Here is a 25,878-nt window from a genome sequence, read left to right on the forward strand (position 1 = left end):
CAGCGGGCGGGGCGGGCGTTGTGTGTTGAGCGATGCCTGCCGCCAAGCCCTTCGTCTTCATCTGCGGTCCCGACGACTTCCTCGTCGGGCGGCTGGGCCGGGAGCGCTTCGAGGCGATGGCGAAGGAGGCGGGCGCGGACGACTTCTCGCGCGAGATCCTCAGCGGCTTCGCCAACAACGTCGACGAGGTCGAGGCGGCGGTGAACCGCTTTCGCGACTCGGTGCAGACCGTCGCCATGTTCGGCGGCAAGCGCGTGGTGTGGTTCAAGGACGTGAACTTCCTCGCCGACACCGTCACCGGCCGCGCCGAGGGCACGCTCAGGCAGGTCGAGGCGCTCCAGGAGATTCTGGCGAAGGTGAACCCCGACGAGGTCGGCGTCATCGTCACCGCCGCGCCGCTCGACCGGCGCCGGAGTTTCCCGAAGTGGTGCGAGGCGCACGCGGATTTCGAGCTGGTGGGCGGCGACGCCGACAGCGCGGCCGAGGGCCTCGCCGGCGTGGCGCTGGCGGAGGCGCGCGCGATCGGCGCGAGCTTCGGCGACGGGGCGGTGGAGCTGCTGCTGACCAAGGTCGGCGCCAACACCCGCCTCATCACCGAGGAGGTGCGCAAGCTGGCGACCTTCGCCGGCGAGGGCGCGACGATCGAGGAGGCGCACGTGGCCGAGCTGACGCCGAACGTGGCCGAGGGCGATTTCTTCGAGGCGGCGGACCGGTTCTTCGCCGGCGACCTGCGCGGCACGCTCGACGCGCTGCAGCGGCACTTCTTCGCCGGCGGCGACTCGCGGCCGCTGATCTCGTCGCTGCAGAACCGCAACCGCATCCTCCTCCAGGCGCGCGTGCTGATCGACGTCGGCGAGCTGAAGCCGCCGTCGGAGCGCTTCGGCTTCGACAAGGCGGCGTGGGCGCGCGCGCAGGGCGTCTACGCGGCGCACTTCGGCGGCGACGCGGAGAAGAGCTCGTTCAACCTCTTCACCCAGAACCAGTGGTATGCCGGCAAGCTGGTCGGCGGCGCGAAGCTCCCGACGCTGCGCCGGCTGATCGACAACCAGCAGGAGTTCATCCGCGCCTTCGAGGAGATCATCCGCCGTCCCAACGAGCAGGAGACGGTGATGCGCGAGATGGTGGTGCGCTGCCTCGGGACCTGAGGGCCCGCGGGCGCGCTCAGCGCTCGACGCTGGAGGGGTCGAGCTCGAATGCGGCCGGTTTCGGCCGGCGCGGGAACCAGCGCGGCACGGCGCGCTTGTAGTCCTCATACATCGCGCCGAAGCGGAAGCCCAGCTCGGGCTCCTCGTGGAGCACGACGAGCAGCTGGGCGACGCACGCCAGGCACAGCAGGTAGAGCCCGATGCGCCACGACTCGAAGTAGAGGACCTCCGCGAGCACGACGAGGCCGAGCGAGAGATACATCGGGTTGCGCACCCAGCGGTAGAGGCCGCGCTGGACGAGCCGGCGCGGGCCGTCCCACGGCGCGACGGTGCCGCGGCCCTTGCGGGTGAACTGCCAGGCGCAGTGCAGGTAGCCGGCCAGGCCGGCCGCGGCGAGGAGCACCGCGAGCCATTCGTGCGGCGCGAGCCCGCCTTGGCTCCACTCCGGATGACGCTCGAACATCACGAGCGGGATCCATCCGACCAGCAGGACGGGAACGAGGAAGGCAAACAGGACACTGCGAGCGAGCAGGATCACGGGCAGATTGGGCGTAGGGAACAAACCCTAGTCGCCCAGCGTGGGCAAGCAAATGTCGGCCGGTCGGCCCGGCGGGCGTGTCACACGCCGCCGATGGGCAGCTCGAACCAGAACACCGAGCCGCCGGCCGCCAGGAATTCGGCGCCGACGGCGCCGCCCTGGGATTCGACGAGCTGTTTCACGATGCTGAGGCCGACGCCGTGGCTCTCCTCGCCGCCGGTCGGGCGCGGGGAAAGGCGGGCGAATTCGGTGAAGAGCGCGCCGCGCTCGGGCGCGGGCACGCCGGGACCGGTGTCGGCCACCTCGACCCGCGCGCGCAGCCCGGACTCGCGGGTGCGGAGAATGACGTGGCCGCCGGGCGGGGTGAACTTGAGGGCGTTGCTGACGTAGTTCGTCAGGGCCTGGTAGGCGAGGCCGGCGTCGGCGCGGACGGGCGGGAGCTGCTCGGCGAGCTCGAGCGAGAGCCGCATCTGCTTGTTCTCCGCCGCCGGCTCCTGCTGGGCGGCGACGGCGGCGGCGAGGAGGTTGAGGTCGCAGCGCCCGGCGGCGGTCTGCGCGCCGGAGCGGCGGAGGTCGAGGAAGGTGTCGACGATGCGCTGCATCTGTTTCGCCGAGGCGTGGATGCTCTCGAGATACTCGGCGATCTCCGGCGCGGGCTTTTTGCGCTTGGCCAGTTCGCCGGACATGAGGATCAGGCAAAGGGGATTGCGCAGGTCGTGGCTGGCGAAGCGCATGAAGCGCTCCTTCAGGGCGAGCTGTTGCTCGAGCTCGCGGCGCAGGCGGCGGATCGTGAGGTGGGTGTGCACGCGGGCGAGCGCCTCCTCGTGCTGGATCGGCTTGGTGATGTAGTCGACGGCGCCGGCCTCGAAGGCCTTCAGTTTCTCCGCGGTGTCGGTCAGCGCGGTCATGAAGATCACGGGGATGTCGCGCGTCTCGGCGCGCTCCTTCAGGCGGCGGCAGGTGGCGAAGCCGTCGATGCCGGGCATCATCACGTCGAGCAGGATGAGGTCGGGGGCGTTGCGCGCGGTGAGGGCGAGGGCGTCCTCGCCGTCCTCGGCCACGAGCAGCGCGAAGCCGGCGTCGCTCAGGCACTCGGCCAGCACGCTGAGATTGGCGGGGGTGTCGTCGACGAGGAGGATGGTTTCGGGCATGTCGGGCGGAGAGGGAGGCGGGGTGCCGCGGCTCAGGCGGGCGGGGGCTCGCGGTAGCGCGAGACGAGCGAGCGGATGGCCTTCATCTTGAAGCGCGCGGCGAGCTCGGTGACCTGCGCGGCGAAGGCGGCGAGGCGGGGGTCCTCGGCGGCGAGCTTCTGCGCGAAGGCGCGCACGGCGGCGACGTCGCCGCTGCTGGCGAGCTCGAAGAGCTGGTCGGCCTGCGCCGGCGCGGGCGGGAAGGGCAGGGTGGGGAACGGCGCCGCGGTCTCGCCCGGAGCGGCGGCGTCGCTGAGCTTCCAGGTCAGGCCGAGGTGGCGGCCGATGAGGGCGAAGAGCTCCTCGTCCTTGAAGGGCTTGGCCAGGAAGGCCACGCAGCCGGCGGCGAGGGCGTTGGCGTGCTGCTGGTCGTGGGCGCTGGCGGAGATGGCGATCGCGACCGGCGCGGCGTCGCCGAGCTCGTCGCGGATGCGGCGGGCGGCGGCGAGGCCGTCGAGGTTCGGCATGCGCACGTCGAGCAGGGCGAGGTGCGGCCGGGTCTCGCGGGCGACGCGCACGGCCTCCTCGCCGTCGGCCGCGGTGACGAGGTCGAAGCCGAGCGGCTGCAGGAGATCGAGGAGGAGCACGCGGTTCGGCTCGTGGTCGTCGGCGACGAGCACGCGACGCCGCGCGCCCTCGTAGCCGGTGATGCGCCACGGCGCGGCGGAGCCGGCGGGGGCGGGGGCTGCCGCCCTCGCGCAGGACGAGGTCGAACCAGAAGCGCGTGCCCCAGCCGACGCGGCTCTCGACGTGCAGGCGGCTGCCCATCTGCTCGACGATGCTGCGGCTGACGTTGAGGCCGAGGCCGGTGCCGCCGATGCGCTGGCGGTGATCGCCGAGCTGGGCGAAGGGCTCGAACAGCTTCACCTGGTCGCCCTCGGGGATGCCGGGGCCGGTGTCGCTGACGGAGAAGCGCACGGCGCCGAAGAGCGCGCGCTCGATGGTGAAGACCACGCCGCCGGTCGCGGTGAACTTCACGGCGTTGCTCAGGAGGTTGAACAGCACCTGGCGGAGCCGCTGCGCGTCGCAGATGACGGTGCGCGGCAGGTCGGCGGCGAAGGAGGTCTCGAGGCGGAGGCTCTTCTCGCGGGCGCGCGGGGCGAAGACCTCGGCGACGCTCTGGCAGAACTCGAGCAGGCCGAACTCGCTCGGGTGCAGCTCGAGCTTGCGCGCCTCGATCTTGGCGAGGTCGAGCACGTCGTTGATCAGGGCGAGGAGGTGCTCGGCCGACTGGTGGATGACGCCGAGGCCGGCGCGCTGCTTCTCGCTCAGGGCGGGGTCGCGGCGGAGGATCTGGGTGTAGCCGAGGATGCCGTTGAGCGGCGTGCGCAGCTCGTGGCTCATGCTGGCGAGGAACTGGGTCTTGGCCCGGCTGGCCTCGTCGGCCGCCTCCTTGGCGGCGCGCAGGGCGCGGTCGGCCTCGCGGCGGGCGGTGATGTCGATGACGACGCCCTCGAAGTGGTCGGGTTCGCCGTTGGGGCGGCGGATGACGCGGACGGATTCCGAGACCCAGACGTGCGAGCCGTCGCGGCGGTAGATCTCGGACTCGAAGTCGCTGACCTCGTCGGCGCTGCGGATGAGCTGGAGGAACTCCTCGCGGCGGCCGGGCTGCACGTAGAACTGCGCGCGGATGTCGTTCACCGCGGCGATCATCTGGTCGGGCGCGTCGTAGCCGAGCATCTCGGCCAGGGCGGGGTTGACGCGGAGGAAGCGGCCGTCGGGCGTGGACTGGTAGAGGCCCTCGACGGCGTTCTCGAAGATGCCGCGGAACTGCCGCTCGGCGCGGGCGAGGGCCTGCTCGGCCTCGCGGCGGCGCACGGCGGCGGCGGCCTGCTGGGCGACGAAGTCGACCAGGGCGAGGTCGTCGGCGTCGTAGGCGTTGACGTTGTCGTAGCTGTGCAGCGCGAGGGCGCCGACGGGCCGCCCGTCGATCAGCAGCGGCGCGCCGAGGCGCACCAGCGGCGCGGCGGCGGGCGGGCGGTAGTCGCCGCGGGCGTAGAGGATCTTCGTCAGCTCGGCCTGGGTGATCAGGGTCGGGCGGCCGGACTCGATGACGTATTCGGTGAAGCCGAGGCCGAGCAGGCGCTCCGGCGGGGTCTGCGGCTGGCCGCCGTCGTGCTGGTCGGAGAAATAGGGGAAGGAGACGCTGCGGCCGTCCGCGCTGAGTAGCGCGATGTAGAAGTTCCGCGCCGGCATCAGCCCGCCGATGATGCGGTGGACCTCGGTGAAGAGTGCGTGCAGGTCGCCGCCGGCGAGCACGGCGCGCGAGATGCGGTAGGTGGCCTCCTGCACCTGCTCGCGGCGGCGGCGCTCGGTCAGGTCGATGGCGGTGATGAGCATGGCGGGCCGGCCGCCGAGCTCGAACACGTCGGCGTTGAGCAGCACGTAGCGCGGCTCGCCCTTCTTGTTGTGGAAGACCGTCTCGTAGCCGTGGACGAAGCCCCGCGCGCGCAGCTCGGCGAGGACGCGCTCGCGCTCGAGCTTGTCGACCCACACGCCGAGGTCGACCGAGGTGCGGCCGATGACCTCCTCGCGGGTGAAGCCCGAGGCGCGGAGGAAGGCGGCGTTGGTCTCGAGGATCTTCGCGGTGGCGAGGTCGGCCAGGAGCATGAGCGCCGGGCTGGCGTGGAAGGATTTCGTGAAGTAGTCCTGCGACTCGCGCTGGATCGCCTCGCTGCGGCGGCGCTCGACCGCGCCGGCCACCTGGCTGGCGACGAAGGTCAGCACGCGCTTGGCCTCCTCGCCGTAGACGGTCGCGTCGCGGTAATCCTGCACGGCGACGACGCCGATGGCGCGGCCCTCGACGATGAGCGGGGCGCCGAGCCAGACGGCCGAGGGCGTGCCGGTGGGCTTGTAGCCCTGGCCGGCGAGGATCTGGATCAGCTCCTCGGTGCGGGCGAGGAGGGTTTTTTTCGAGTCGATGACGTAGTCGGTCAGGCCCTTGCCGCGCGGGCGCGGCGCGGGGCACTGCGAGCACTCGTCCTGATAGTAGGGGAACGAGACCTCGCGGCCGTCGGGGCTGACGAGGGCGAAGAAGAGGTTCCGCGCCGGCATGAGGCCGCCGATGATCTCGTGCAGCTTCTGGAAGAGTGCGGCGAGGTCGGCGGTGGAGTTGGTGGCCTCGGAGATGCGGTAGACGGCGTCCTGCTCGCGCTCGCGCTGGCGGCGGGCGGTGTTGTCGAGGGCGATGATGACGACGCATTTCTCGCCGTCGATGTCGGTGACCTCGGCGTTGAGCACCATGTCGCGCTCGACGCCGCGGTGGTTGCGGAAGCGCGCCTCGAAGTCGCGGGCGCGGCCCTCCTCGAGGAGGAGCCGGCGGTATTCGGCGCGGCGGTCGTCCTCGATCCAGATGCCGAGGTCGGTGATGACGCGGCCGAGCGCCTGCGCGCGGGTGAGGTCGCCGGCGGCAAGGAAGGCCGGGTTGGCGTCGAGGAGCACGCCGTCGCTCAGCCGCGTGACCGCGAGCATGACCGGGCTGGCGAGGAACGCGCGGAGGACGTTCTCGCGGGCGGCGGGCGGAGCGGGGACGGGGCGCGGATCGGCCATGCGGTCGGGGAGTCTTTGCGGCGCGGGGCGCGCGCGGCAATGCCGGAAGCGGCGGCCGGCGCGGCGCGCGCTCAGCGTCGGCGCGGCGCGGCGCGGAGGCGCACGAGCAGCACGGAGAGCGCGGCGACGCAGCCGGCGAGCAGGAGCAGGCCGGCGTCGAGGGCGGGAAAGTCGCGCTTGGCGAGCTGGTCGAGGATGGGAGCCATGGCGGAAAAGGATTTCGGGGTGCAGGTCGAGCCCGCACCCCGAGTGTTACCCCTGTTGTGACCAACGGGCGCTAAGCGCCCACTGGAAGCGGAAAATTTATTTCTTCAGCGAGCGGAGGTAGGCGACGACGGCGCGCGCGTCCTCCGCGGTGAAGCGGAACTGCGGCATGGGCGGGCGCGGCATCGAGCCGTCGGGCTTGGTGCCCTGGGTGAAGAGCGTGACGGCCTGGGCGTCGGTGTAGCCGGGGAGGCCGGCGATCTGCGGCGCCTGGGCGGCCCAGGCGGGCATCGGCACGGTGGGCGCGAACGGGAGCGGCGTGCCCATGAGGTGCTGGCCGGCCGGGATCTGGCCGCGCGGGTCGCGGGGCGAGTGGCAGTCGCCGCAGCCGGCGACGTTCTCGACGAGGTAGCGGCCGCGGGCGACGACGGCTTCGTTCGACTCGGCGAACGCGCCGGTGGCGGCCGCGAGCAGGCTGGCGGTAAGGAGGAGGGTTTTGGTCATGGAGGAAGGACGGAGAGAGAGCGGGAGTGGGCGTCCGTCGGCAAAGGGATTCAGGCCAGGACGAACAGCGTGAGGCTGGCGAACAGGAGGACGGCCTGGACGAGGGCGGCGACGCAGGCCCAGGCGGGCAGCGGGGCGTCGGTCGGCACGGCTTCGAGGACGGGGTTCATGGCGGGGAGCGGCGGCGGGCTCAGGCGACGCGGGCCTGCTGGGCGGCGCCGTCGCGCGCGCCGGCCTTCATGGTCTCGGCGAGGAGCCAGTAGACCTTGGCCCAGGCGGCCTTGGTCTCGGCGGTGAAGTCGGGGCCGAGGCCCTTCTCGAGCGTCCAGAGCAGCGCGGCGCCGACGGTCTCGTAGTGCTCGTCGCGCACCTGGTAGCCGGCGTGGCGCAGGCCCATCTCGCGGACGACGGGGACGATGGTGGCGAGGCGGTCGAGGCTGGCGACGCAGAATCCGATCGCCTGCATGAGCTTCTTGCCCTGGGCGGCCATGTCGCCGCGGAAGAGGTTGCGGAGCGAGGGATCGAGCTCGAACAGGCGCGCGTAGAAGAGCGCGGCGGCCTGGTCGGCGATCGGCACGACTTTGGCGAAGGAGGAGCGGACGAGTTGGGTTTCCTGGGGCGTCATGGCGTGGAAGCGGTGGTGGGTTTTGGTGACGACGAGCATAGCGGGCGGCGGCGCGGCGCGCTATTGGCCAGCGGGCGCGGGCCAGTCGGCTAGGCGATCCGTCCCGATATCGGGACACGCGGCCGCCTGCTGCCCGCTTTACTTCGGCGGGCGGCCTGACCAATCTCCGCGCGTGGAAAAAATCCTCGTGATCGACGACGATGCGAAAATGCGCCGGCAGATCGCCGCGCTGCTCTCCGCCGAAGGCTACCAGACCGCCGAGGCGCACAACGGCCGCGAAGGCGTGGCGCTCGCGCTGAAGGAAAAGCCCGACCTGGTCGTGTGCGACATCACGATGCCGGAGATGAACGGCCACCGCGTGCTCCAGGCGCTGCGCGAGCAGCCCGGCACGGCGGCCACGCCCTTCATCTTCCTCACCGGCTGGGGCGAGAAGGAGGATTTGCGCGCCGGCATGAACCTCGGCGCCGACGATTACCTGGTGAAGCCCGTCGAGCCGACGGACCTGCTCGCCGCCGTCGCCGCGCGCCTGCGCCGCCGCAAGCAGACCGGCGGCGGCCGCGCCGCCTCGGTGGCGGACGCGACGCCCGCCGCGCTCGCCGCGGCCCTGGGCCTGACGCCGCGCGAGGCGGAGATCCTCTCGTGGGTCGTGCAGGGCAAGACCAACCCCGAGATCGGCACCATCCTCGGCATCCAGCTCACGACGGTGAAGAAGCACCTCGAGAGCACCTTCGTGAAGCTCGGCGTCGAGAACCGCACCGCGGCCGTCACGCTCGCGCTGGAGAAGATCGTGCCGCAGGGCTGAGGCGGAGGTGAAAGCGTCTCTCCTCGCAGGGGCCGTGGCCGAGTTCGCACTAGCGGCGGTCTTGGCCGGACTGGTGCTTTACGGGGCGATCAATCAGCGGCTGCCGTTGCGGGATGGCGGGTTTGTCACCCGGACGGGAGAGCCCAGGCGGTTTCGGCGTTGGATGATGATCTTTTCGTTCGCCGCCCTCGTGACCGCATTTGTCGGGAGCGGTTTTCTGCGGCGCGCGCTCGCTCCGTGAGCGCCGGACGCCCCTGTCACAGCTTCGGCAGGTGGCCCTGCGCGTCGTGCTCGATGCGCGCGCGGGTCTTGGCGAGGCTTTCGCGGACGAGCTGGCCCATCGTGCTGCAGGCCAGGAAATCCTTCGACTCGTAGTGGTCGGCTAGGCCCTCGCGGAGCAGGTGCACGTTGTCGTCCGGCGCGATCGGGTCCACCGCCATGGCCTGGAGCAGGGCGTCGAGGCGCGCCTGGGCGAGCTCGGCGCGCTGGAGCATGAGCGTCTGTTCCTCGCGCTGGTATTGGAAGGCGGTCTTGGCGTGCAGGTGCCGGGTGCAGAACTGCACGAGGGGGGCGTTGTCCTTGAAGAACTGCGGCAGGTAGAAGTTTTTCCGGCCGTGGTGGCTCTGCTGGTCGAAATCCATCGCGCGGATGCGGATCTGCGCGCTCTCGAAATCCGGCGTGACGACGAAGACGAAGTTGTAGCTGCGCATGTCGCCGAGCAGGCGGATGAAGCAGCGCTCGTTGAACTTCACCAGCTCCTTGGCGATGCGGATGGGGCGGAGGGTGGGGTCGTCGAGCCAGCGCTCGATGAAGACGTCGCCCGGGATGCCGGCGATGTGCTCCTCGATGAGCGTGTTGCCGTGGGTGAGGAAGTTGAGGCGGTTGGGCGAGAGGAGGTGCTCGAGCTCGAGGCCGTAGACGCGGGAGGCGTCGGCCTTCTTCACGTAGAAGTAGTCCGGGTTTTCGTTGTAGGCGTTCACGATCCGGACGCGGAACGGCATCGAGTTGCCGAAGGAGCAGAAGTCGACGCGGTCGATGTAGAGGTGCTGCATGACCGAGAAGTCGCCGTCGACCTTGAGGAGGGCGTAGATGCGCTTCAGGCCCTCGTTGATCGCGGGCATCTCCTCGGCGCGGTAGACGACGGTGTCCCAGAGGGTGTTCTTGCCCTCGGCGTCGATCAGCGGCATGGCCTCGTGGAAGCCGCGCAGGCGCTCGTAGGTGACGGGCAGGTCGCGCTCGCGGCGGTAGCGGCGGAGGTAGCTGCGGAGCTCGTCGCGGATCGGGTAGGCGGGCTTCTTCGGCGTGCGTTCCTGGATGATGTAGCCCGGTTCAGCCATGGGCCGAGACGGTAGGCGCGAACGCGCGCGGCGCAACCCCGCAGGGCGTGTCAACGGGCCTTGCCCCGCGCGGGCGGGCGCCGGGTGTCAGCCCGCGAGCAGGCGCTCGCACAGCGCGAGCAGGCGGGCGCGGAGCGGCTGGCTGCGCTCGGCGAAGTCGCGCTGGAGGCGCTCGTAGTCGGCGCGGCCCTCGGGAGTCTCGATCGCGATCGGGGCGAGGCCGAACGCCGTGCAATCGTAGGGGCTCGCGCGCATGTCGACCTCGCGGATCGCGCGCGCGAGCGCGAAGCAGTCGGCCGTCAGCTCGCTCGGGGTGAAGGGCGCGAGTTTGAAGGCCCACTTGTAGAGGTCCATGTTGGCGTGCAGGCAGCCGCGCTGCTCGAACTGCGCGGTGGTCGCGCGCTCGGGTTGCAGGCGGTTGAGCGGGCGCGCCGCCGGGGTGAAGAAGCGGAAGGCGTCGAAGTGCGAGCAGCGGATCGCCAGCGCGTCGACGATGCGCGCGATCTCCGCGGGCGGGAAGCGCAGCGGCAGCTGGGCGTGGCGGACCTCGCCGGGCGCGAGCCGGTAGACCATCGCCCACTCGTGCAGGCCGAAGCAGGCGAATTGCGGCGGACGCTCCGCGGTGGCGCGCAGCAGGCCGCGCAGCCAGGCGAGCGACTCCCGGCGCTTGGCGTCGAAGGCGCCGCACTGCACGCGCACCCCGCCGTCGGCCTCCACGTATTCCGGCCAGCGCAGATACTCGCGCGCCGCGTCGCCGAGCAGCACGACGTCCGGGCCCGGGTGCCAGCGCCGCAGCCAGCTCGGCCGATACGAGTAATACTCCCACAGGAAGTCCTCGACCGGGTGCTTCTCGCCGCGCGACTGCCGCGCCTGGTGCGGGTCGGCCCAGGCGTGCACGCGCGCCTCGTGCGCGCGCCGCCGCGCGAGCCAGTCGGGCTCGGCGAGGAGGAGCGGGGCGGCGAGGGCGGCGTTCACGCGGCCACCAGAAGGCCCGCGCGGGGCGAAGGCAACCGCAACGTCGGCGCGCGGGCGCGCCGCTCAGTCGCGGAGCAGCAGGCGGCGGACGCCCTCGGCGGGCGGCTCGGTGATGAAATGGAATTTCACCGGCCAGCCGTTGGACTCGGCGAAGGCCTGGAGGGCGTAGCGGGCGGCGGGGTTGTTCAGCACCGCGCCGCTGACGCCGCAGGTGATGTCCCGCGCGCCGGGGAAGAGCTTCTCGGTGACGAGGCGGCCCTGGGCGACGAGCTCGCCGACGGAGCCGGCGAGCGCGACCTGGGCGGGGCGGCAGCCCTTTGCGCGAGCTCGATCACGTGCGGCGCGAAGGCGGCGACGCGGGCGTTGGCGTCGGGCACGGCGTAGAACATGGCCTTGATCGCGCCGCCGTCCTCGAGGCCGGTGTGGGCCTGGAGGGCCGCGCCGAGGCCGGTGGCGGGGCTCCAGCCGGTCAGCTCCAGCAGCGCGGCGGCGATGGCGCGGCGGCCGAGCTCGTAGCCGCTGCCGGGATCGCCGAAGCGCCAGCCGAGCCCGCCGGCGTAGTGCACGGAGCCGTCGGGCGCGCGGGCGGCGACGAAGGAGCCGGTGCCGGCGTGGAGCACGAGGCCGGGCGCGCCGGCCGTGGCCAGCTCGAGCACGGGCAGCGAGTCGGGGCCGACCGTGACGGGGCCGTAGCCGTGGATCAGCGCGGCGATCTCGCGCCAGGTCGCGGCGCTGCCGGCGACGTAGAGGCGGAGCGCGGCGATCTGGGACTTGAGCGGCGGGACGGGGGACGCGGCGAGCAGCGCCTCGAGAGCGCTGAGCAGGACGGTGCGGGCGCCGTCGGCGCCGAGGTGGCTGGGATTGCAGCCGGGGCCGACGTGGCGCGCCACGATCGTGCCCGTGGAGTCCACGAGAAGGAGCTCGGTCTTGGTGCCGCCGCCGTCGACACCGATGCGATAAGAGGGTTCGCCACGGCGCGACGAAAGACGGGAAACGCCGGCGCGACGAACCAAAATGCGCCGCGGGCGTGGGCCGATGGGCGAGGTGACGGGCCGCCCGCTCAGTAATACGTCGTCAGCGCGATCGAGCCGAAGACGTCGCGGTGCGGCTGGCCGCGGAATTCCTTGGTGCGGTAGTCCTGCGTGTAGGTGAGCTGGAAGCGCGGCCAGGCGAGGACGAAGCCGGCGGAGAAGTCGCCCATGAACGGCAGCTTGTCGACCGAGTGGCTGGCGCGCCAGGTGTTGCCGTCGAGGAAGACGTTGCGGGCGACGGCGCGGCCCTCGGCGCTGAGGTAGCTGTAGGCGGCGAAGCGGCGCGCGCCGCCGGCGTTGGCCATGCCGCCGCCGGCGGGGCGGATGAGGTCGGTGCCGAAGTCGCGCGGCAGGTTCCAGCCGGCGCGAGCCATGAAGCCGGCGGCGAGGTGGGTGTGGACGTTGCCGAGCGTGACCCGGCCGCGGCCGATGACGTCGAAGAGGCGGTGGCGGCCGGCGGTGAAGGTGTAGAGGCGGTAGCGGCGCTCCCACGAGAGCATGAGGCCGGGCTCGTCGTGCAGCTGGTTGGCCCAGCCCTGGGCGTGCGGGACGTGGATGACGTCGTGCCAGCCGTTCTGCGCCTGCTGGCCGAGCGCGGACGGGCCGACGACGCCGACCGCCAGCTCGACGACGCGCAGCAGCGAGCCGTCGCGTTCCTGCGCCTGCGCCATCATCGAGGCGTAGAGCCAGCCGGCGTAGGGGCGGTCGTTGGGCAGCAGCGTCGGCGTGCTGGTGTCGGAGGGGGTGAAGATTTCCTGGCCGAGCGCGAGGCCGACCTTGTAGCGCTGGTGCGCCTCGACGCCGCGCAGGGTGGGGATGACGCTGGCGATGCGCTGCAGAAATTCCTGCGAGCGGTGCAGCGTCGTCTCGCCGAGCCAGATGGCCTTGAAGCCGTTCGTGTAGTGGCGGTCGGTGCCGGCGAAATACTTGTCGTTCTCGGTGACCAGCGTCCACGAGCCGTGCTGGACCTCGAACTCGCCCCCGAACGGCGGGGCGGAGTCGGCGCGCGCGGCGGCGAGCGGCGCGAGGCCGAGCGCCAACCACGCGAGCCAACGCGGTGCGTTCATCCCTTGTAGGCGATGACCTCGATCTCGACGCGGCAGTCGAGCGGGAGCTTGCCGGCCTGGATGGTGGTGCGGGCGGGCTTGTGCGGGGCGAAGGCGGCTTCGTAGATCGCGTTCATCTTCGCGAAGTCGGCCATGTCCTTGAGGTAGACGGTGGACTTGGCGACGTCCTGCAGCGTCAGGCCGGCGGCGGCGAGGACGGCCTTGACGTTGGCGAAGACCTGGTGGGTCTGCGGCTCGATGTCGCCCTCGACGAGCTTGCCGGTGGCGGGATTGAGCGGCGTCTGGCCGGAGCAGAACACGAACGGGCCGGCGTGGATCGCGTGGGAATAGGGGCCGATGGCGGCGGGAGCCTGGGGAGCGGAGATAACTTTCATGCGGGAAGGGAAAGCGGGGTGCGGGGGCGCGCAAGGCCGCGGGCCGGGCCGGCGGCGGGAATTAGCTCGCCTCCCAGCGGCCGTAGATGCCGCAGGGGAGGATCTTGCCGTCGCGCTGGATGGGCAGGCCGACCTCGCCGCCGTGGATCCGGCCGCCGGCGTCGTGCAGCAGGCCGTCGAGGAGGTTGATCACGACCGAGGGCGAGAGGCGCGCGGTGTAGGCGTTGATGAGGAAGAACACGGGCCGGTCGCTCAGCACCTGCCGGCACTCGCTCAGCAGCTCCCAGAGGTGGTCCTCGAGCCGCCACATCTCGCCGGTGCTGCCGCGGCCGTAGGTCGGCGGGTCCATGATGATGGCGTCGTATTTGCGCCCGCGCTTGATCTCGCGGCGGACGAATTTCAGGCAGTCGTCGACGATGTAGCGCACCGGTGCGTCGGCCAGGCCGGAGAGCGCGGCGTTTTCGCGGCACCATTTCACCATGCCTTCGGCGGCGTCGACGTGGCAGACGCTGGCGCCCGCCGCCGCGGCGGCGACGGAGGCGGCGCCGGTGTAGCCGAAGAGATTGAGCACGCTCACCTCGCGGCCGGCGGCGCGGGCGGCCTTGATCTTCGCGGAGAACCAGTCCCAGTTCACCGCCTGCTCGGGAAAGAGGCCGGTGTGCTTGAAGCTCGTCGGGTGGATGCGGAAGGTGAGCGCACCGTATGTGATCGTCCACTGGTCGGGTAGCTTGGTGCGGAACTCCCACTTGCCGCCGCCGCTCTCGCTGCGGTGGTAGAAGCCGTCCCAGCCCTTCCAGGTGCGGTCGCCGGTCTTGGGCCAGATGATCTGCGGGTCGGGGCGGACGAGGGTGTAGGCGCCCCAGCGCTCCTGCTTCATGCCGTCGCCGCAGTCGAGGAGCTGGTAGTCCTTCCACTGGTCGGCGACGATCAGGCCTGGGCGTTCGATGTGCATGCGTCGGGCGAGGTTTGCCGGCGAAACGCGCGGATGGACACGAAAAAATGCGGCTGGCAGCCGCTCAGACGTTCAGGCCGGTGGAGGGCCGCGGGCGCGGGATCTCGATGCGGATGCGGGTGCCGACGTCGAGCTCGGACCGGATCCAGCAGCGGCCGCCGAACGGCTTCGTGACGAGGAAGGCCTTGGTCAGGCCGAAGCCGCCGCCCATCGTGCGCACGTGGGCGACGTTGCGGTCGCGCCGGCCGTAGTGGACGACGAGGGCGAGCTCCGCCTCGGCCGGCAACCCCTCGCGGAGCTGGCAAATTTCGACGTCGAGCACGTGCAGCCCGTTGCGCACCGAGTGCCAGCCAACGGGCGAGGCTTCGCCTGGGGTGAGAGGCGGAATGGAAGCGGCCTCCGTCTCGACGGCAGACACGGCCGGACTCCGGGATGCCGCGGCGGAATAATCGGCGCGGCCGGCGGCTCCGACGGGCATGCGGTTCATCGCCCTGCTGCTTTGCTCGCTCCTCGCCGCCCGCGCGGCCACCCCCGCCTTCACCAGCGACGTCCGTCGCACCCACCTGCTCGAACTCTACTCGTCCGAGGGCTGCAGCAGCTGTCCGCCGGCCGAGGCCTGGCTGGGGAGCTGCGCACGGCGCCGGGATTGTGGCGGGATTTCGTGCCCGTCGCGCTGCACGTGAACTACTGGGATCGCCTCGGCTGGCGCGACCGGTTCGCGAGCCGCGCCCACACCGACCGCGCATACCGCTACGCCGCGGCCTGGCGGCGCGGCAACGTCTACACCCCGTGCTTCGTGCTCGACGGCGCGGAGGCCGGCGCGCGCGGCCCCGCCACGGGGCTGCAGGCCGCCACCGACCGGCCCGGCGTGCTCACGGCGCGCCTGACCGGGGACGGGCGGGTCGAGGTCGACTTTGCCGCGGTGACACCGGGCGACTACGCTGTCACCGTGGCGCTGCTCGGCGGCGGCATCGTCTCGCCCGTGCGCGCCGGCGAGAACGGCGGCCGGACGCTGCGTCACGAGTTCGTCGCCCTGGCGCTGGCCGAGGCGCCGCTGCCGGCGGGACACGCGGTGGTGAGGCTCGCCGCGGCCGCGCCGGCGGGCGTGCCGCGCCGCGCCCTCGCGATGTGGGTCACGCGGCGCGGCGAACTCGCCCCCGTGCAGGCTACGGGCGGCTGGCTCGACGAGCCGCCGGCCGGCGGAGCTCAGTAATCCTGCTCGGTCTTCGCCGCGGTGCCGCGCTCGAGCTCGGCCATCGTGTGCAGGAATTCCTTCTCCAGGTCGAAGCCGTAGAGTTTCGCCAGCACGAGCACGCTCCAGAGGCAGTCGCTCAGCTCGTGGGCGAGCTTGGCGTCGACGTCGCCCTCGACGCGGCGCGCGCCGGCCTTGGCCATGACGAGCTTCATCAGGTCGCCGACGTCGACGACGAAGCCCTGCGCGATTTCCTCGCGCGTCCAGGTGCGGCCGACGCGGCGCTGTTCGTAGCGGGCAAAACACTCGCGAATCTGCATCGCGCGGTCGGAGAGCTGGGCAAGTTCCATGCGCGCACTCCACGCACGCGTCCCGCGCAAGGCAAACCTTGTAGCGCGGCGACCCCGCCCTACATCCGCCCGCCGTTCAGTCCGGCTCCACCGGCAGCTTCACGGCCGGCGGCGCCCCGCGCGCAGGCGCGCGCCGAAGCGGCCGGCGATCAGCAGCGGGGCGGACAGCACGAGCATGACGATGACGCCGAGCGGCAGCAGGTTGCCGCCGGGGTTCTTGGCGAACATCGCCAGCGCCTGTCCGACGGCGAGCGCGGCCCACGTGAACCACGCGGAGCGCGGCCAGGCGTAGGCGAGCGCGAGCGCCGCAACGGCGAAGGCGGGATAGGCCAGCCGCCAGTAAGCCGGTGCGTCCCACGCCTCGCGCTGGCCGCTGAGGCGGCAGGCCACCTCCCAGCCGGCGGCACCGACGAGCAGCGCCAGCCCGACGGCGAGCCACGGGAAGGGCGACGGGAGCGGCGGCGGCTGGTCGGAGGCGCTCACGTGCCGTAGAGCCGGTCGCCGAAATCGCCGAGGCCGGGCAGGATGTATTTGCGGGCGTTCAGCTGGCGGTCGAGCGCGCCGGTGTGGATCGGGATGTCGGGATGCGCCTTTTGGAGGGTGGCGACGCCCTCGGGGGCGGCGACGATGCACACGAAACCGATCTCGGTCGCACCCTGTGCCTTGACCAGCGTGATCGCCTGCGCGGCGCTGCCGCCGGTGGCGAGCATGGGATCGACCACGAGCACGCGCGCGCCGGCGAGCGGCGGGAGCTTGCAGTAATAGCTGCGGGCGATGGCGGTCTCGTGGTCGCGCTCCAGGCCGACGTAGCCGACGGAGACGTCGGGGAACACGTCGTGGAACGGCTGCAGCATGCCGAGGCCGGCGCGGAGGATGGGCACGACGACGAGCGGCTTGGCGAGGACCTTGGCCGTCACCTTCTCGAGCGGGGTCTCGATTTCCTTGTCGGTGGTGGCGAGGTCGCGCGTCGCCTCGAGGGCGAGCAGGAGGGAGATCTGGTAGCTCAGCGTGCGGAAGAGCACGGGCTTGGTCGTCTTGTCCCGCAGGTGGGTGAGGACGTGCTGGGCGAGCGGATGGGCGAGGACGTGAAGGGACATCGGAATTTTCGATTCGGGATTCTCGATTTCGATCGGACGGGATCGGACGACGGCACGATGCCGGAAACGCCCCGGGGCTGGCCAGTCGGAAGCGTGCCCGGATGGCGCCCGCTCACGGGGGCGCGAGCGTCAGCGTGTGGGCGGCCGGACCGGGCCGCAGCGGGCTGGGGCGGCCCCGGACCCAGTCGTCGTGGCCGGCGCGGAAGAAGGGCGAGAGCGGGTGGCCGCTCTGGCCGCCGGGCATCTCGAAAATCGCCTGGTCCTCGTGGCCGGGCGAGACGACGAAGCGCTCGGACGCGCCGAACGCCGGGGCCTGCACGCGCGGCAGGTTGCTGTCGCCCGGCAGCGGCTCGGCCGGCATGCTGACGAAGCGCGCGATCCATTGCGGGAGGAAGCGCGCAAAGGGGTGCTGCATGCGCAGGGTGTTGCGGGCGCCCCAGGTGTATTGCGCGAGGGCGACGCCCTGCTGGGCGGCGTCGGCCAGCACGTCGTCCGCCGCGGCGAGGAGCAGCGAGTCCCAGCTGCGGTGGTCGGGGTTGAGCAGGCGCGCGGGCTTCTCGGTGACGAGCTGCCACACGGCGTCCTCGGTCATGGTGCCCCAGCGGAAGCCCTCGTAGGTGCGCTGCGGCTTGTCGAGGAACGGCGCGAGCGTGCGCTCGGCGACCTTGGCGCGGAAGAGGCGGAGGATGCGGTAGCCGGCGGAGTCGATCGCCGCGTGGCCGGACCAGGCGCGGACGAGCTCGCGCATCTCGCCGCGGGCCTTCTTCTGCGCGACGGCCTCGTCGCTGAGGACCGCAAGCAGGAGCTTCTGCCAGCGGTCGAGGTAGCGGCCGCGGTCGTCGAGCTGGATGGCGAGGAGGTCGGCCGGCGCGGCCTTTTTCTGCGCGACCAGCGCGCGCAGGTCGTCGCGGATGGCGCCGGCGCGCAGGCCGTTGTCGTAACCGCCGTCGCCGATCTTGGCGTAGGCGGCGCCGCCGACGATGCGGTTGTTGGCGGTCCAGAGCACGCCGTCCGCGGGGTCGGCGACGACCGGCACCTCGGCTTCGGGCAGCCAGCCGTCCCAGCGGCGGTCGCCGTAGCCCCACATGACGGGCACGCGGCCGTCGAAGCCGGCGCGCTGGGGAATGCGGCCGGTGATCGTCCAGGCGATGTGGCCGGCGCGGTCGGCGACGAGGAGGTTCTGGTTGGGCATGCCGAGGCGGTGGGCGAGGGCGACGACCTCGCCCACCGAGCGCGCGGTCTCGAGGTCCATCAGCTCGAGGTTGGCCGATTCGGGCGAGTGGGCGTTCCAGCGCACGACGTAGTAGCGGCCTTCCTCGGCCGGCGCGATCACCGGGCCCCACTCGGTCCAGCGCGTGGTGAGGGTGACGTCGGCCTCGCCCTTGACCTTGATCGTTTCGGTGCGCTCCTCGAAATCCTTCCAGCCGGCGGGCGAGCGGTATTGGAGGTCGGCGTAGGTCTCGACGATGACGACGTCGACCGTGTCGACGTAGGAATTGGTGAAGCCCCACGCGACGTCGCCGTTGCTGCCGGCGACGATCGAGGGGGCGCCGGGCAGGGTGACGCCGACGACGCGGTGGGCGGTGCCGGCGGCGTCCGGCCAGTTCAATTCGGCGCGATACCACACGTGCGGCACGGCGAGGCCGAGGTGCATGTCGTTCGCCAGGGTGGCGGCGCCGGTGGTGCTGTGCGCGCCGTCGACGGCGAAGCTGTTGCTGCCCGGCAGCAGCGCGGGCTCATACCAATCCGGCGCGAGCGCGGCGGCGGGTTTTTCGTCCGGCGCCTTCAGGCGCAGCGGCGGCAGGGCCGGGGCGGGGAAGGTCGAGCCGTCGAGCGCGGCGTCGGCGGACGTGCCGCGGGGGCGAAGAACGCCGCGCCGCCCGTGCCGTAGGCGACCTGCAGCGCGCGCTGGGAGAGGTCGTAGTGGCCCACGCTGTCCTGCAGGTCGAACCACATCGCATAGACGCAGAGGAAGGAGTCTTCCGCCGTCCACGCGCGCGGCGGCACGCGGAGCACGAGGTATTCCCAGGGGCGTTTCGGCAGGGCGGCGAGGCCGGCGTTCACGCCCGCCACGTAGGCGTCGAGCGCGGCGCGGCGCGCGGGCGGCAGGGCGGCGACGACCTTGGCCGCGGTGGCGCGGAAGCCGTGCAGGCGCGCGCTCTTGTCGAGCGCCAGGGCGGCGGGGCCGAAGAGCTCCGCCAGCTCGCCCGCGGCGCGGCGGCGCAGGAGGTCCATCTGGAAGAAGCGGTCCTGCGCGTGCAGGAAGCCGAGCGCGCGCGCGACGTCGTTGCGCGTGGCGCCGCTGATCCGCGGCACCCCTGCGCGTCGCGCTCGATCTTCACCGCCGCGGTGAGGCCGGGGAGCGGGCGGGAGCCGTCGAGCTGCGGCAGGCTGCCGCGGAGCTGGAAATAGCCCCAGCCGGCGGCGGCGAGGGCGAGGATGACGAGGACGCTGAGGACCGACAGGAGGAGCTGAAGCCGCTTGGCGAGGGGCGAGGTCATGGCCGGGTGGTCCGGCAGGATTCCCGAGTGCCCCGGGCGACGCCAGACCGAAACTCCGGCCGCCGCCGCGGGAGCCTAGCCGTAAGAACCATTGTTCCCTTCCGCCCGGGCTGCTAGCGTCCGCCCCACTCCACGCCATGAAACGACTGCTTGCCCTCTGCTGTTTGCTGAGCGCGCCGGCCTTCGCCGCCGCTCCGGCCGTGCCGCTGTTCCCCGGCACGGGAAACCACCACCGGCCGGTCACCACGCGTTCCGCCGAGGCGCAGCGCTACTTCGACCAGGGCCTCGCCTTCCTCTACGCCTTCAACCACGACGAGGCGATCCGCTCGTTCCAGGCCGCCGCCGCGCTCGATCCCGCGTGCGCGATGGCGTGGTGGGGCATCGCGACGGCCGCCGGTCCGCACATCAATTTCCCGCTCGTGCCCGAGCCGCGCGCCCGGCTCGCCTGGGACGCGTTGCAAAAGGCCCGGCAGCACGCCGGCACGGCCACGCCGGTCGAGCAGGCGTTGATCGCCGCCACGGCGCAACGCTACGCGGCGCCGCCCGTCGCCGACCGCGCGCCGCTCGACCAGGCCTACGCCGCCGCCATGCGCGAGGTCTGGGCGAAGTTCCCGCAGGACGCCGACGTCGGCGCGCTCTTCGCCGAGGCGGCGATGGACCTCCGCCCGTGGGACCTCTGGACCGCCGACGGCAGCGCCCCGCAGCCCGGCACGCCCGAGATCGTCGCCACGCTCGAGCGCGTCCTGACCCTGGACCCGCAGCACCCGCAGGCGCTCCATCTCTACATCCATGCCCTCGAGGCCTCGCGCGCGCCGGCCCAGGCCCGTGCCGCCTCCGACCGCCTGCGCGACCTCATGCCCGGCGTCGGCCACATGGTGCACATGCCGTCGCACATCGACGTGCTGCTCGGCCGCTGGGACGACGCCGTCGTCGCCAACGAAAAGGCCATCGCGGCCGACATCGCCTACCGCGCGCAGGGCGGCATCCCCAAGGGGTTCATCTGGCTCTACAACGCCCACAACCGCCACATGCTCGCCTTCGCCGCGATGATGAGCGGACGCAGCGCGCTGGCGCTGCGGCAGATCGACGACATGGTCGCGGAGTGGCCGGAGGACTTCCGCACCGAATGGGTGCCGGTCGTCGACGTCTTCTACGCCATGCCGCTGGAGGTGCGGGTGCGCTTCGGCAAGTGGGACGAGATCCTCGCCCGCCCGCTGCCGGCGGAAAACCTCGTGATCTCCCGCGCCCTGGCCTTCGCCGCCCGCGGCGTCGCCCGCGCCGCGCAGGGCGACACCGCCGGCGCCCGCGCGGAGCAGCGCGCGTTCGCCGCGGCGGCGAAGAAGGTGCCCGCCGACGCCTTCTTTTCGAACAGCCCGGCCACCCACGTGGTCGCGGTCGCGGAGGCGATGCTCGACGGCGAGATCCTCCTCCGCGAGGGCAAGACCGTCGCGGGCCTCGCCCGCCTGCGCGACGCCGTCGCCGCCGAGGGCAAGCTCCGCTACGATGAGCCACCGAGCTGGATCATCCCCGTGCGCCACGCGCTCGGCGCGGCGCTGCTGCAGGTCGGGCGCGTGCAGGAGGCGGAGCAGGTTTACCGCGACGACCTCGCGCGCTGGCCGGGCAACGGCTGGTCGCTCTACGGACTGGCGCGCGCCCTCAAGCTCCAGCAGCGCGACGCGGAGGCGGCCGCCGCCGAGCAGCAGTTCAAGGCCGCCTGGCGGCACGCGGACTTCGAGCTGAAATCCTCCTGCCTCTGCCAGCCGGGCGTGTGAACGCGGCGGATGGCCCGGGCGCCGCCGCGCTCAGCGCGTGCGGCGCCAGTAGAGCCAGGTCGCGACGGTGCCGAGCAGCCAGGTCGGGAAGTTCACGATCAGTTGGTGGAACGGCATGTGGTAGCGTTGCACCGCCCAGATCACCGCGACGTGCTTCACCGCGATCAGCACCCAGCAGGTCAGGATGAAGCGCATCAGCCGCGGGTCGCGCGGCGCCCGGGGCTCCGCGACCGCCACGCCGTGCACGAAGGCCCCCGCATAGGCGCCGCTCGTGGCGGGGCGGCGGGCGATCCATTGCGTGAGGCCGGTGAGCATGCGGCTTCAAGCTACTCACCGCGCCCGGATTGCAACCGCGAACTCGTCCCCCGCACCACGTGAGAGCGCGCGGACCAATTTTGCGTATTACGCAAAATTAGCCGCGCGTGTCGACGGGGCGCGACGGGAAACGCCGGAGGGTCCGCTCAGGCCAAGGCCCGCGTCATCTGCCACTGCGAGAGCGGCGTGCGCGCCAGGCCGGCGGCGGTGAAGGCCCCGCCCATCTCCTCGGGAAAAATCGCCGGGGCGCGCCACTCCTTGCCGGGGAATCTCGCCATCGCCGCACGCAGCAGCGCCCGCGCGCCGCCGCGGCCGCGCCGGTCGCGGTGCGTGACGAGGGCGCGGAGGCCGACGACGTCCGCGGCGGGATTGCCCAGCAGCAGCGCCGAGTCCCCGAGACGGAACGCCGCCGCCGGCGGCGTGGCGTGCGCGAGCGTCTCGGCGGAAACCTGCCACGGCAGGTCCGGCAGGCCGTGGGCGCCGACGAAGGCGGCGAGTTCGCGCGCGTCGATCTCCTCGAGCGCGGCGGCGTCCGCCTCCGCCGCGGGCCGGCCGGCGTGGCCGGTGAGCCGGCGGATTTTGCGGAAGCCGCAGCCTTCGTAGAGGCGCACGGCGGGTGCATTCTGCTCGATGACCTCGAGCACCATCGCGCGCTCGCTGCGGCCCTGCGCCTCGGCGAGCAGCTGCGCCATCAGCGCTTTGCCGACGCCACTCTGCCGCGCCTCGGGCACCACGGCCATGCCGGCCAGCCGCGCGGTCCAGCCGCGCCGCGCGATCAGCGCCGCGGCGACGGGTTTGCCGTCGAGCACGGCGACGCGGCTCGCGGTCAGGTCGACGCTGTCGGCCCGCGCCAGGCCGAGCAGGATCGCCGGGCTGGACGCGATGGGGACGAAGTAGTCGGAAAAGCCGCGGGTGAGGACCTGCGCGGCGGGTTCGAGGCCGAAGTCGAGGACGCTGGGGAAGGCGAACAGCATGGCGCGGACGAAAGCGCCCCGCGCCGCGGAAGACAACGCCGGCGCGACGAACGCCGCCCGCGCCGCGACTGGACGTGCGCGCCGGATCGTGTAGCAACGCGGCATGTCCCCGCGCCTGCGCCTGCTGCCCGCCCTTGCGTTGCTCCTTTCGCCGCTCGCCCTGCGCGCGGCGCTCACGCCGGAGGAGGAGCGGATCGCCGCCTACATCGACGCGCATCGCGCGGACTTCGTCCGCGACCTCGAGGCCGCGGTGAAGATCGACAGCGCCACGGAGAACCTCGCCGGCGTGCGCGCGATGAGCGATTTCTTCGGCGCCCAGCTGAGCGAGCTCGGTTTCGCTTATCGATTCGCGCCGCTGCCGGCGGAGACGAAGCGCGCCGGCCACCTCGTTGCCGAGCGCACGGGCACGCGGGGCCAGCGCGTGCTGCTCATCGGCCACCTCGACAGCGTGCTGCCCGGCGGCGCGTTCCGGCTCGAGGGCGACAAGGCCTACGGCGCCGGCACGAGCGACATCAAGGGCGGCGACCTTGTGCTGATCTACGCGCTCAAGGCGCTGCACGCCGCCGGCGCGCTGGAGAACACGCGGATCCTCGTCGTGATGACCGGCGACGAGGAGGCGCCCGGCCAGCCGCTCGCGGTGAGCCGCCGCGATCTCTGGGACGCCGCGAAGCGCTCCGACCTCGCCCTGGCCTTCGAGGGCTCGATCGGCCACACCGCGACCGTGGCCCGCCGCGGCATCATCAGCTGGGAGCTGGAGGTGCAGGGCGCGACCGGGCACTCGTCGGCGATCTTCGCTCCGCACATGGGCAGCGGCGCGGTGTTCGAGATGGCGCGCATTCTCGGCGAATTCCACGACGAGCTGCGGAAGATCGACGGCGTCACCTGCAACCCGGCGCTAGTCGTCGGCGGCACCGAGGCCGAGCTCGACCGGCTCGGCGGCAAGGTGACGGGCAAAAGCAACATCGTCGCCCAGCGCGCGCTGGTGCGCGGCGACCTGCGTTTCCTCAGCGCGGCGCAGAAGGAGGAGGTGAAGGCGCGGATGCGGGCGATCGTGGCGAGGCACCTGCCGCGCACGTCGGCCGAGCTGCGCTTCCCGGACGACGGTTATCCGGCGATGGAGGCGACGCCGGAGAACGCCGCGCTGCTCCGGCAGCTCGACGCCGTGAGCCGCGACCTCGGCTACGGCGCGGTGGAGGCCTACGACCCGAAGAGCCGCGGGGCGGGCGACGCGTCCTTCGTGTCGCCGCCGCTGCCGGCCCTCGACGGCCTGGGCGCCAGCGGCCGCGGCGCGCACGCGCCGGGCGAATTCATGGACCTGGGCACGATGCCCGAGATGGTGAAGCGCACCGCGGTGCTGCTCTACCGGCTGACGCGCTGACGGGTCAGGCCGCGACGGCGACCGGCGCGGGTTTCTTCCGCGCCGCCGGGCGCGGGCCGGAAACGTCGGCCGCCGGGGCGACACCGACGGCGGTCGCGGATGCGTTGCCCGAGACCGAGGCCACGATCCCGAGCAGGCCGTCGGCCTGCTGGCGCAGCTCGGCGGCGGTGGCCGCGGTCTGCTGCGCGCTGGCGGCGTTCTGCTGCGTGACCTGGTCCATCTGCTGCACGGACTGCGTGAGCTGGGCGATGCCGTCGGATTGTTCCTGGGTGGCGCGGGCGATCTCCTTCATGTCGTCGTCCATCTGGCGGACCTTGGCGAAGATCTCGGAGAGGACGGCGGCGGCGCGCTCGCTGATGGCGGCGCCCTGCGTGCTCTTGGCGACGGAGTCCTGGATCTTGTCCGCGGTCTGGCGCGCGGCCTCGGCGGATTGCTGGGCGAGGCGGCGGACCTCCTCGGCAACGACGGCGAAGCCGCGGCCCGCCTCGCCGGCGCGGGCGGCCTCGACCGCGGCGTTGAGGGCGAGGATGTTGGTCTGGAAGGCGATCTGGTCGATGGTCTTGATGATCTCGGAAATGCCCTGCGACGACTCGCGGATCGTCTGCATCGAGCCCTGCATCTCCTGCATCTGGCCGGCGCCGGCATCGGCGATGCGGCGCGCCTCGGTGGCGAGGTTCTGCGAGTTGGCGGTGCGCTCGGCGGAGGAGCGGAGCATGCTGGCGATCTCGGTCAGCGAGGCGCTGGTCTGCTCGATGGCGGCGGCCTGGGCCGACGCGCCCTCGGCGAGGGCGCCGCCCGCCTGCTGCAGGTGGGCGCTGCGGCCGGCGACTTCGGCGGCGACCCGGGCGGCTTCCTCGCCGATCTTGCCCTGCATCGCGGTCATGCGGCCGAACTGGGCGGCGCAGAACACGAGGATGAGGGTCTCGGCGACGACGAACGCGGCGTGGAGCAGCACGATGCCGAAGCCGGCGTCGTAGTTGAACACGCTGCGCGGAAACCAGAACCAGAAACCGACATGGTGCACGGCGATCGTGCCCGCGGCGGCGAGCACGGCGCCCGGGCGGGCCAGGGCCACGAGGGCGGCGAGGGCGACGAAGACGTGGAAGTGCAGCTCGATCATGCCGCGGCCGAGGTGGATGATCAGCGCGCTGAACGCCATCGCGGCGACGCCGGTGGCGACGGCGAAGAGCTGGCTGCCCGGGCGCAGCCAGAACAGGGCGGCCGGGCCGGCGGCGATCGCCGCCGCGGCGCCGACGGCCAGCGCGATGCCGGTGCCGTTGAGCGAGGCGACGAGGACGCAGAGCGGCACATGCGCGGCCAGGATCGCGAGGGCCCAGCGGCCGGCGCGTTGGTGGAAGCGGGTTTCGTAGTCGGTCATTGGGAGGCGGGATACTTGAGGTGCCAGGGATCGAGCCGGTCGCGGAGCGACTGGCTGGTGGCGCAGCCGTAGGCGGCGAGGCGCGCGGGGGCGCGGCCTTGTTCGACGTCGTGCATGAGCGCGGCGTCGAGATTTTCATAACCCGGCAGGCCGGGACGCAGGCGGGCGTAGCCGCCGTCGTAGGCGACGCGGCCGTCGGGGAAATGGAGGCTCAGCCACGGGGCGCCCTGGACGCCCAGCGTGCGGGCGGCGTTCTCGGGCGGGAGCGTCTGCACGGCGAAGCCGGCGGCGCGCAGGCCGCGCTCGAGCTCGGGTTGCGCGTCGAGCAGCACGACGGTCTCCTCCCAGCCGGGGCGCGGACCGCGCTTGATCAGGTCGCGGCCGATGCTGGCCGAGCAGCCGCAGTCGGCACCGAGCACGTGCCGGGCCCGCGGGCGGTCGGCGTGGGCGACGTCGCGGGTTGCAGCCGCGGGCAGGGGCACGACGTGCTGCGCCACCGTCCAGGCTCCGAAGAGGCTGGTGGCGACGAACCACGCGCCGAAGATCAGGACGGCGGCGTGGCGGCGCGCCGAAGCGGCGCGCGCGGCGTGGGCGGGCGTGGAGGACATGGAGGGACCAGGATCCCTTC

Annotated in this window: 27 protein-coding genes and 2 pseudogenes; 5 read left to right on the forward strand and 24 right to left on the reverse strand. The window is 72.4% G+C overall.

All coding sequences use genetic code 11. From position 1 onward, the window contains the following. Positions 1–32: 32 nt before the first annotated feature. Complete coding sequence (holA, locus tag ACMYLB_RS02540) at positions 33–1,145, forward strand: DNA polymerase III subunit delta (RefSeq protein WP_415909412.1); 1,113 nt, start codon at positions 33–35, stop codon at positions 1,143–1,145. Between the two features lie 16 nt (positions 1,146–1,161). Here holA and ACMYLB_RS02545 read toward each other — a convergent pair whose 3' ends face one another. The 7 genes and pseudogenes from ACMYLB_RS02545 to ACMYLB_RS02575 form a co-directional block, all read right to left on the reverse strand. Beyond that, positions 1,162–1,683, reverse strand: coding sequence for a methyltransferase family protein (locus tag ACMYLB_RS02545; RefSeq protein ID WP_415909413.1), 522 nt, complete (start codon positions 1,681–1,683; stop codon positions 1,162–1,164). Between the two features lie 80 nt (positions 1,684–1,763). Continuing rightward, on the reverse strand, positions 1,764–2,834 hold the full coding sequence (locus tag ACMYLB_RS02550) for a response regulator (RefSeq protein WP_415911143.1): 1,071 nt from the start codon (positions 2,832–2,834) through the stop codon (positions 1,764–1,766). Positions 2,835–2,866: 32 nt separating this feature from the next. Continuing rightward, positions 2,867–3,493, reverse strand: a complete 627-nt coding sequence (locus tag ACMYLB_RS02555) for a response regulator (protein WP_415911144.1) — start codon at positions 3,491–3,493, stop codon at positions 2,867–2,869. Between the two features lie 139 nt (positions 3,494–3,632). Beyond that, a pseudogene (locus tag ACMYLB_RS02560) lies at positions 3,633–6,422 on the reverse strand (PAS domain S-box protein); the annotation flags it as partial. A gap of 71 nt (positions 6,423–6,493) precedes the next feature. Continuing rightward, a complete protein-coding gene (locus tag ACMYLB_RS02565; RefSeq protein ID WP_415909414.1) occupies positions 6,494–6,628 on the reverse strand; it encodes a hypothetical protein in 135 nt (44 codons plus the stop codon). Positions 6,629–6,725: 97 nt separating this feature from the next. After that, positions 6,726–7,130, reverse strand: a complete 405-nt coding sequence (locus tag ACMYLB_RS02570) for a c-type cytochrome (protein WP_415909415.1) — start codon at positions 7,128–7,130, stop codon at positions 6,726–6,728. A 190-nt stretch (positions 7,131–7,320) separates the two neighbouring features. After that, entirely contained in the window at positions 7,321–7,794 is a 474-nt protein-coding gene (locus ACMYLB_RS02575; protein WP_415909416.1) for a globin family protein, read from the reverse strand. 133 nt (positions 7,795–7,927) lie between these two features. Between ACMYLB_RS02575 and ACMYLB_RS02580 the strand changes: the two genes are divergently transcribed. Beyond that, positions 7,928–8,557, forward strand: coding sequence for a response regulator (locus ACMYLB_RS02580; RefSeq protein WP_415909417.1), 630 nt, complete (start codon positions 7,928–7,930; stop codon positions 8,555–8,557). Between the two features lie 257 nt (positions 8,558–8,814). Here ACMYLB_RS02580 and ACMYLB_RS02585 read toward each other — a convergent pair whose 3' ends face one another. The 8 genes from ACMYLB_RS02585 to ACMYLB_RS02620 form a co-directional block, all read right to left on the reverse strand. Then, positions 8,815–9,894, reverse strand: a complete 1,080-nt coding sequence (locus ACMYLB_RS02585; RefSeq protein ID WP_415909418.1) for a hypothetical protein — start codon at positions 9,892–9,894, stop codon at positions 8,815–8,817. Between the two features lie 87 nt (positions 9,895–9,981). Beyond that, positions 9,982–10,869: a 3-methyladenine DNA glycosylase gene (locus ACMYLB_RS02590; RefSeq protein ID WP_415909419.1), complete on the reverse strand. Its 888-nt coding sequence runs from the start codon at positions 10,867–10,869 to the stop codon at positions 9,982–9,984. 63 nt (positions 10,870–10,932) lie between these two features. Further along, the gene (locus ACMYLB_RS02595) at positions 10,933–11,061 is read right to left on the reverse strand and encodes a hypothetical protein (protein ID WP_415909420.1); all 129 of its coding nucleotides are present in this window, start codon (positions 11,059–11,061) and stop codon (positions 10,933–10,935) included. After that, positions 11,055–11,780, reverse strand: a complete 726-nt coding sequence (locus tag ACMYLB_RS02600) for an N-acetylglucosamine kinase (protein ID WP_415909421.1) — start codon at positions 11,778–11,780, stop codon at positions 11,055–11,057. The genes ACMYLB_RS02595 and ACMYLB_RS02600 overlap by 7 nt, the downstream gene beginning before the upstream one ends. A 149-nt stretch (positions 11,781–11,929) precedes the next feature. Next, positions 11,930–12,967: a lipid A deacylase LpxR family protein gene (locus ACMYLB_RS02605; RefSeq protein WP_415909422.1), complete on the reverse strand. Its 1,038-nt coding sequence runs from the start codon at positions 12,965–12,967 to the stop codon at positions 11,930–11,932. After that, positions 12,964–13,341, reverse strand: a complete 378-nt coding sequence (locus ACMYLB_RS02610) for a RidA family protein (RefSeq protein ID WP_415909423.1) — start codon at positions 13,339–13,341, stop codon at positions 12,964–12,966. The genes ACMYLB_RS02605 and ACMYLB_RS02610 overlap by 4 nt, the downstream gene beginning before the upstream one ends. Positions 13,342–13,402: 61 nt before the next feature. Further along, a complete protein-coding gene (locus tag ACMYLB_RS02615; protein ID WP_415909424.1) occupies positions 13,403–14,293 on the reverse strand; it encodes a class I SAM-dependent methyltransferase in 891 nt (296 codons plus the stop codon). 64 nt (positions 14,294–14,357) lie between these two features. After that, positions 14,358–14,771, reverse strand: a complete 414-nt coding sequence (locus ACMYLB_RS02620) for an ATP-binding protein (protein ID WP_415909425.1) — start codon at positions 14,769–14,771, stop codon at positions 14,358–14,360. On the opposite strand from ACMYLB_RS02620, the pseudogene ACMYLB_RS02625 reads away from it, so the two are divergent. Next, positions 14,770–15,506 (forward strand): annotated as a pseudogene (locus tag ACMYLB_RS02625) (DUF1223 domain-containing protein). The gene ACMYLB_RS02620 and the pseudogene ACMYLB_RS02625 overlap by 2 nt on opposite strands. Here ACMYLB_RS02625 and ACMYLB_RS02630 read toward each other — a convergent pair. The 5 genes from ACMYLB_RS02630 to ACMYLB_RS02650 all read right to left on the reverse strand — a co-directional run bounded on the left by ACMYLB_RS02630 (position 15,500) and on the right by ACMYLB_RS02650 (position 19,248). Then, positions 15,500–15,835, reverse strand: a complete 336-nt coding sequence (locus tag ACMYLB_RS02630; protein WP_415909426.1) for a MazG nucleotide pyrophosphohydrolase domain-containing protein — start codon at positions 15,833–15,835, stop codon at positions 15,500–15,502. The pseudogene ACMYLB_RS02625 and the gene ACMYLB_RS02630 sit on opposite strands and share 7 nt — an antisense overlap. 99 nt (positions 15,836–15,934) lie before the next feature. Continuing rightward, complete coding sequence (locus tag ACMYLB_RS02635; RefSeq protein ID WP_415909427.1) at positions 15,935–16,318, reverse strand: hypothetical protein; 384 nt, start codon at positions 16,316–16,318, stop codon at positions 15,935–15,937. Beyond that, a complete protein-coding gene (upp, locus tag ACMYLB_RS02640) occupies positions 16,315–16,932 on the reverse strand; it encodes a uracil phosphoribosyltransferase (RefSeq protein ID WP_415909428.1) in 618 nt (205 codons plus the stop codon). The genes ACMYLB_RS02635 and upp overlap by 4 nt, the downstream gene beginning before the upstream one ends. A gap of 112 nt (positions 16,933–17,044) precedes the next feature. Next, entirely contained in the window at positions 17,045–18,736 is a 1,692-nt protein-coding gene (locus ACMYLB_RS02645; RefSeq protein ID WP_415911145.1) for a penicillin acylase family protein, read from the reverse strand. Beyond that, positions 18,718–19,248, reverse strand: coding sequence for a penicillin acylase family protein (locus tag ACMYLB_RS02650; RefSeq protein ID WP_415909429.1), 531 nt, complete (start codon positions 19,246–19,248; stop codon positions 18,718–18,720). Before ACMYLB_RS02650 ends, ACMYLB_RS02645 begins: the two co-directional genes overlap by 19 nt. A gap of 322 nt (positions 19,249–19,570) precedes the next feature. Here ACMYLB_RS02650 and ACMYLB_RS02655 point away from each other — a divergent pair, with 322 nt between their 5' ends. Then, positions 19,571–21,205 carry a hypothetical protein gene (locus tag ACMYLB_RS02655; RefSeq protein ID WP_415909430.1) on the forward strand — a complete coding sequence of 545 codons (1,635 nt, stop codon included), beginning with the start codon at positions 19,571–19,573 and terminating at the stop codon, positions 21,203–21,205. A 30-nt stretch (positions 21,206–21,235) separates the two neighbouring features. Here the strand turns inward: ACMYLB_RS02655 and ACMYLB_RS02660 are convergent, their stop codons facing one another. Continuing rightward, the gene (locus ACMYLB_RS02660) at positions 21,236–21,520 is read right to left on the reverse strand and encodes a hypothetical protein (RefSeq protein WP_415909431.1); all 285 of its coding nucleotides are present in this window, start codon (positions 21,518–21,520) and stop codon (positions 21,236–21,238) included. A gap of 146 nt (positions 21,521–21,666) precedes the next feature. Further along, positions 21,667–22,494, reverse strand: coding sequence for a GNAT family N-acetyltransferase (locus ACMYLB_RS02665; RefSeq protein ID WP_415909432.1), 828 nt, complete (start codon positions 22,492–22,494; stop codon positions 21,667–21,669). A 103-nt stretch (positions 22,495–22,597) separates the two neighbouring features. On the opposite strand from ACMYLB_RS02665, the gene ACMYLB_RS02670 reads away from it, so the two are divergent. Beyond that, positions 22,598–23,872 (forward strand): M20/M25/M40 family metallo-hydrolase, encoded by a 1,275-nt coding sequence (locus ACMYLB_RS02670; protein ID WP_415909433.1) that lies wholly within the window; start codon positions 22,598–22,600, stop codon positions 23,870–23,872. 4 nt (positions 23,873–23,876) lie between these two features. On the opposite strand, the gene ACMYLB_RS02675 is transcribed toward ACMYLB_RS02670, so the two are convergent. After that, positions 23,877–25,250: a methyl-accepting chemotaxis protein gene (locus ACMYLB_RS02675; RefSeq protein ID WP_415909434.1), complete on the reverse strand. Its 1,374-nt coding sequence runs from the start codon at positions 25,248–25,250 to the stop codon at positions 23,877–23,879. Next, positions 25,247–25,858 carry a hypothetical protein gene (locus ACMYLB_RS02680; protein WP_415909435.1) on the reverse strand — a complete coding sequence of 204 codons (612 nt, stop codon included), beginning with the start codon at positions 25,856–25,858 and terminating at the stop codon, positions 25,247–25,249. Before ACMYLB_RS02680 ends, ACMYLB_RS02675 begins: the two co-directional genes overlap by 4 nt. Positions 25,859–25,878: the final 20 nt, after the last annotated feature.

The organism is Oleiharenicola sp. Vm1, from assembly GCF_047777955.1.
Taxonomy (GTDB): Bacteria; Verrucomicrobiota; Verrucomicrobiia; order Opitutales; family Opitutaceae; genus Didemnitutus.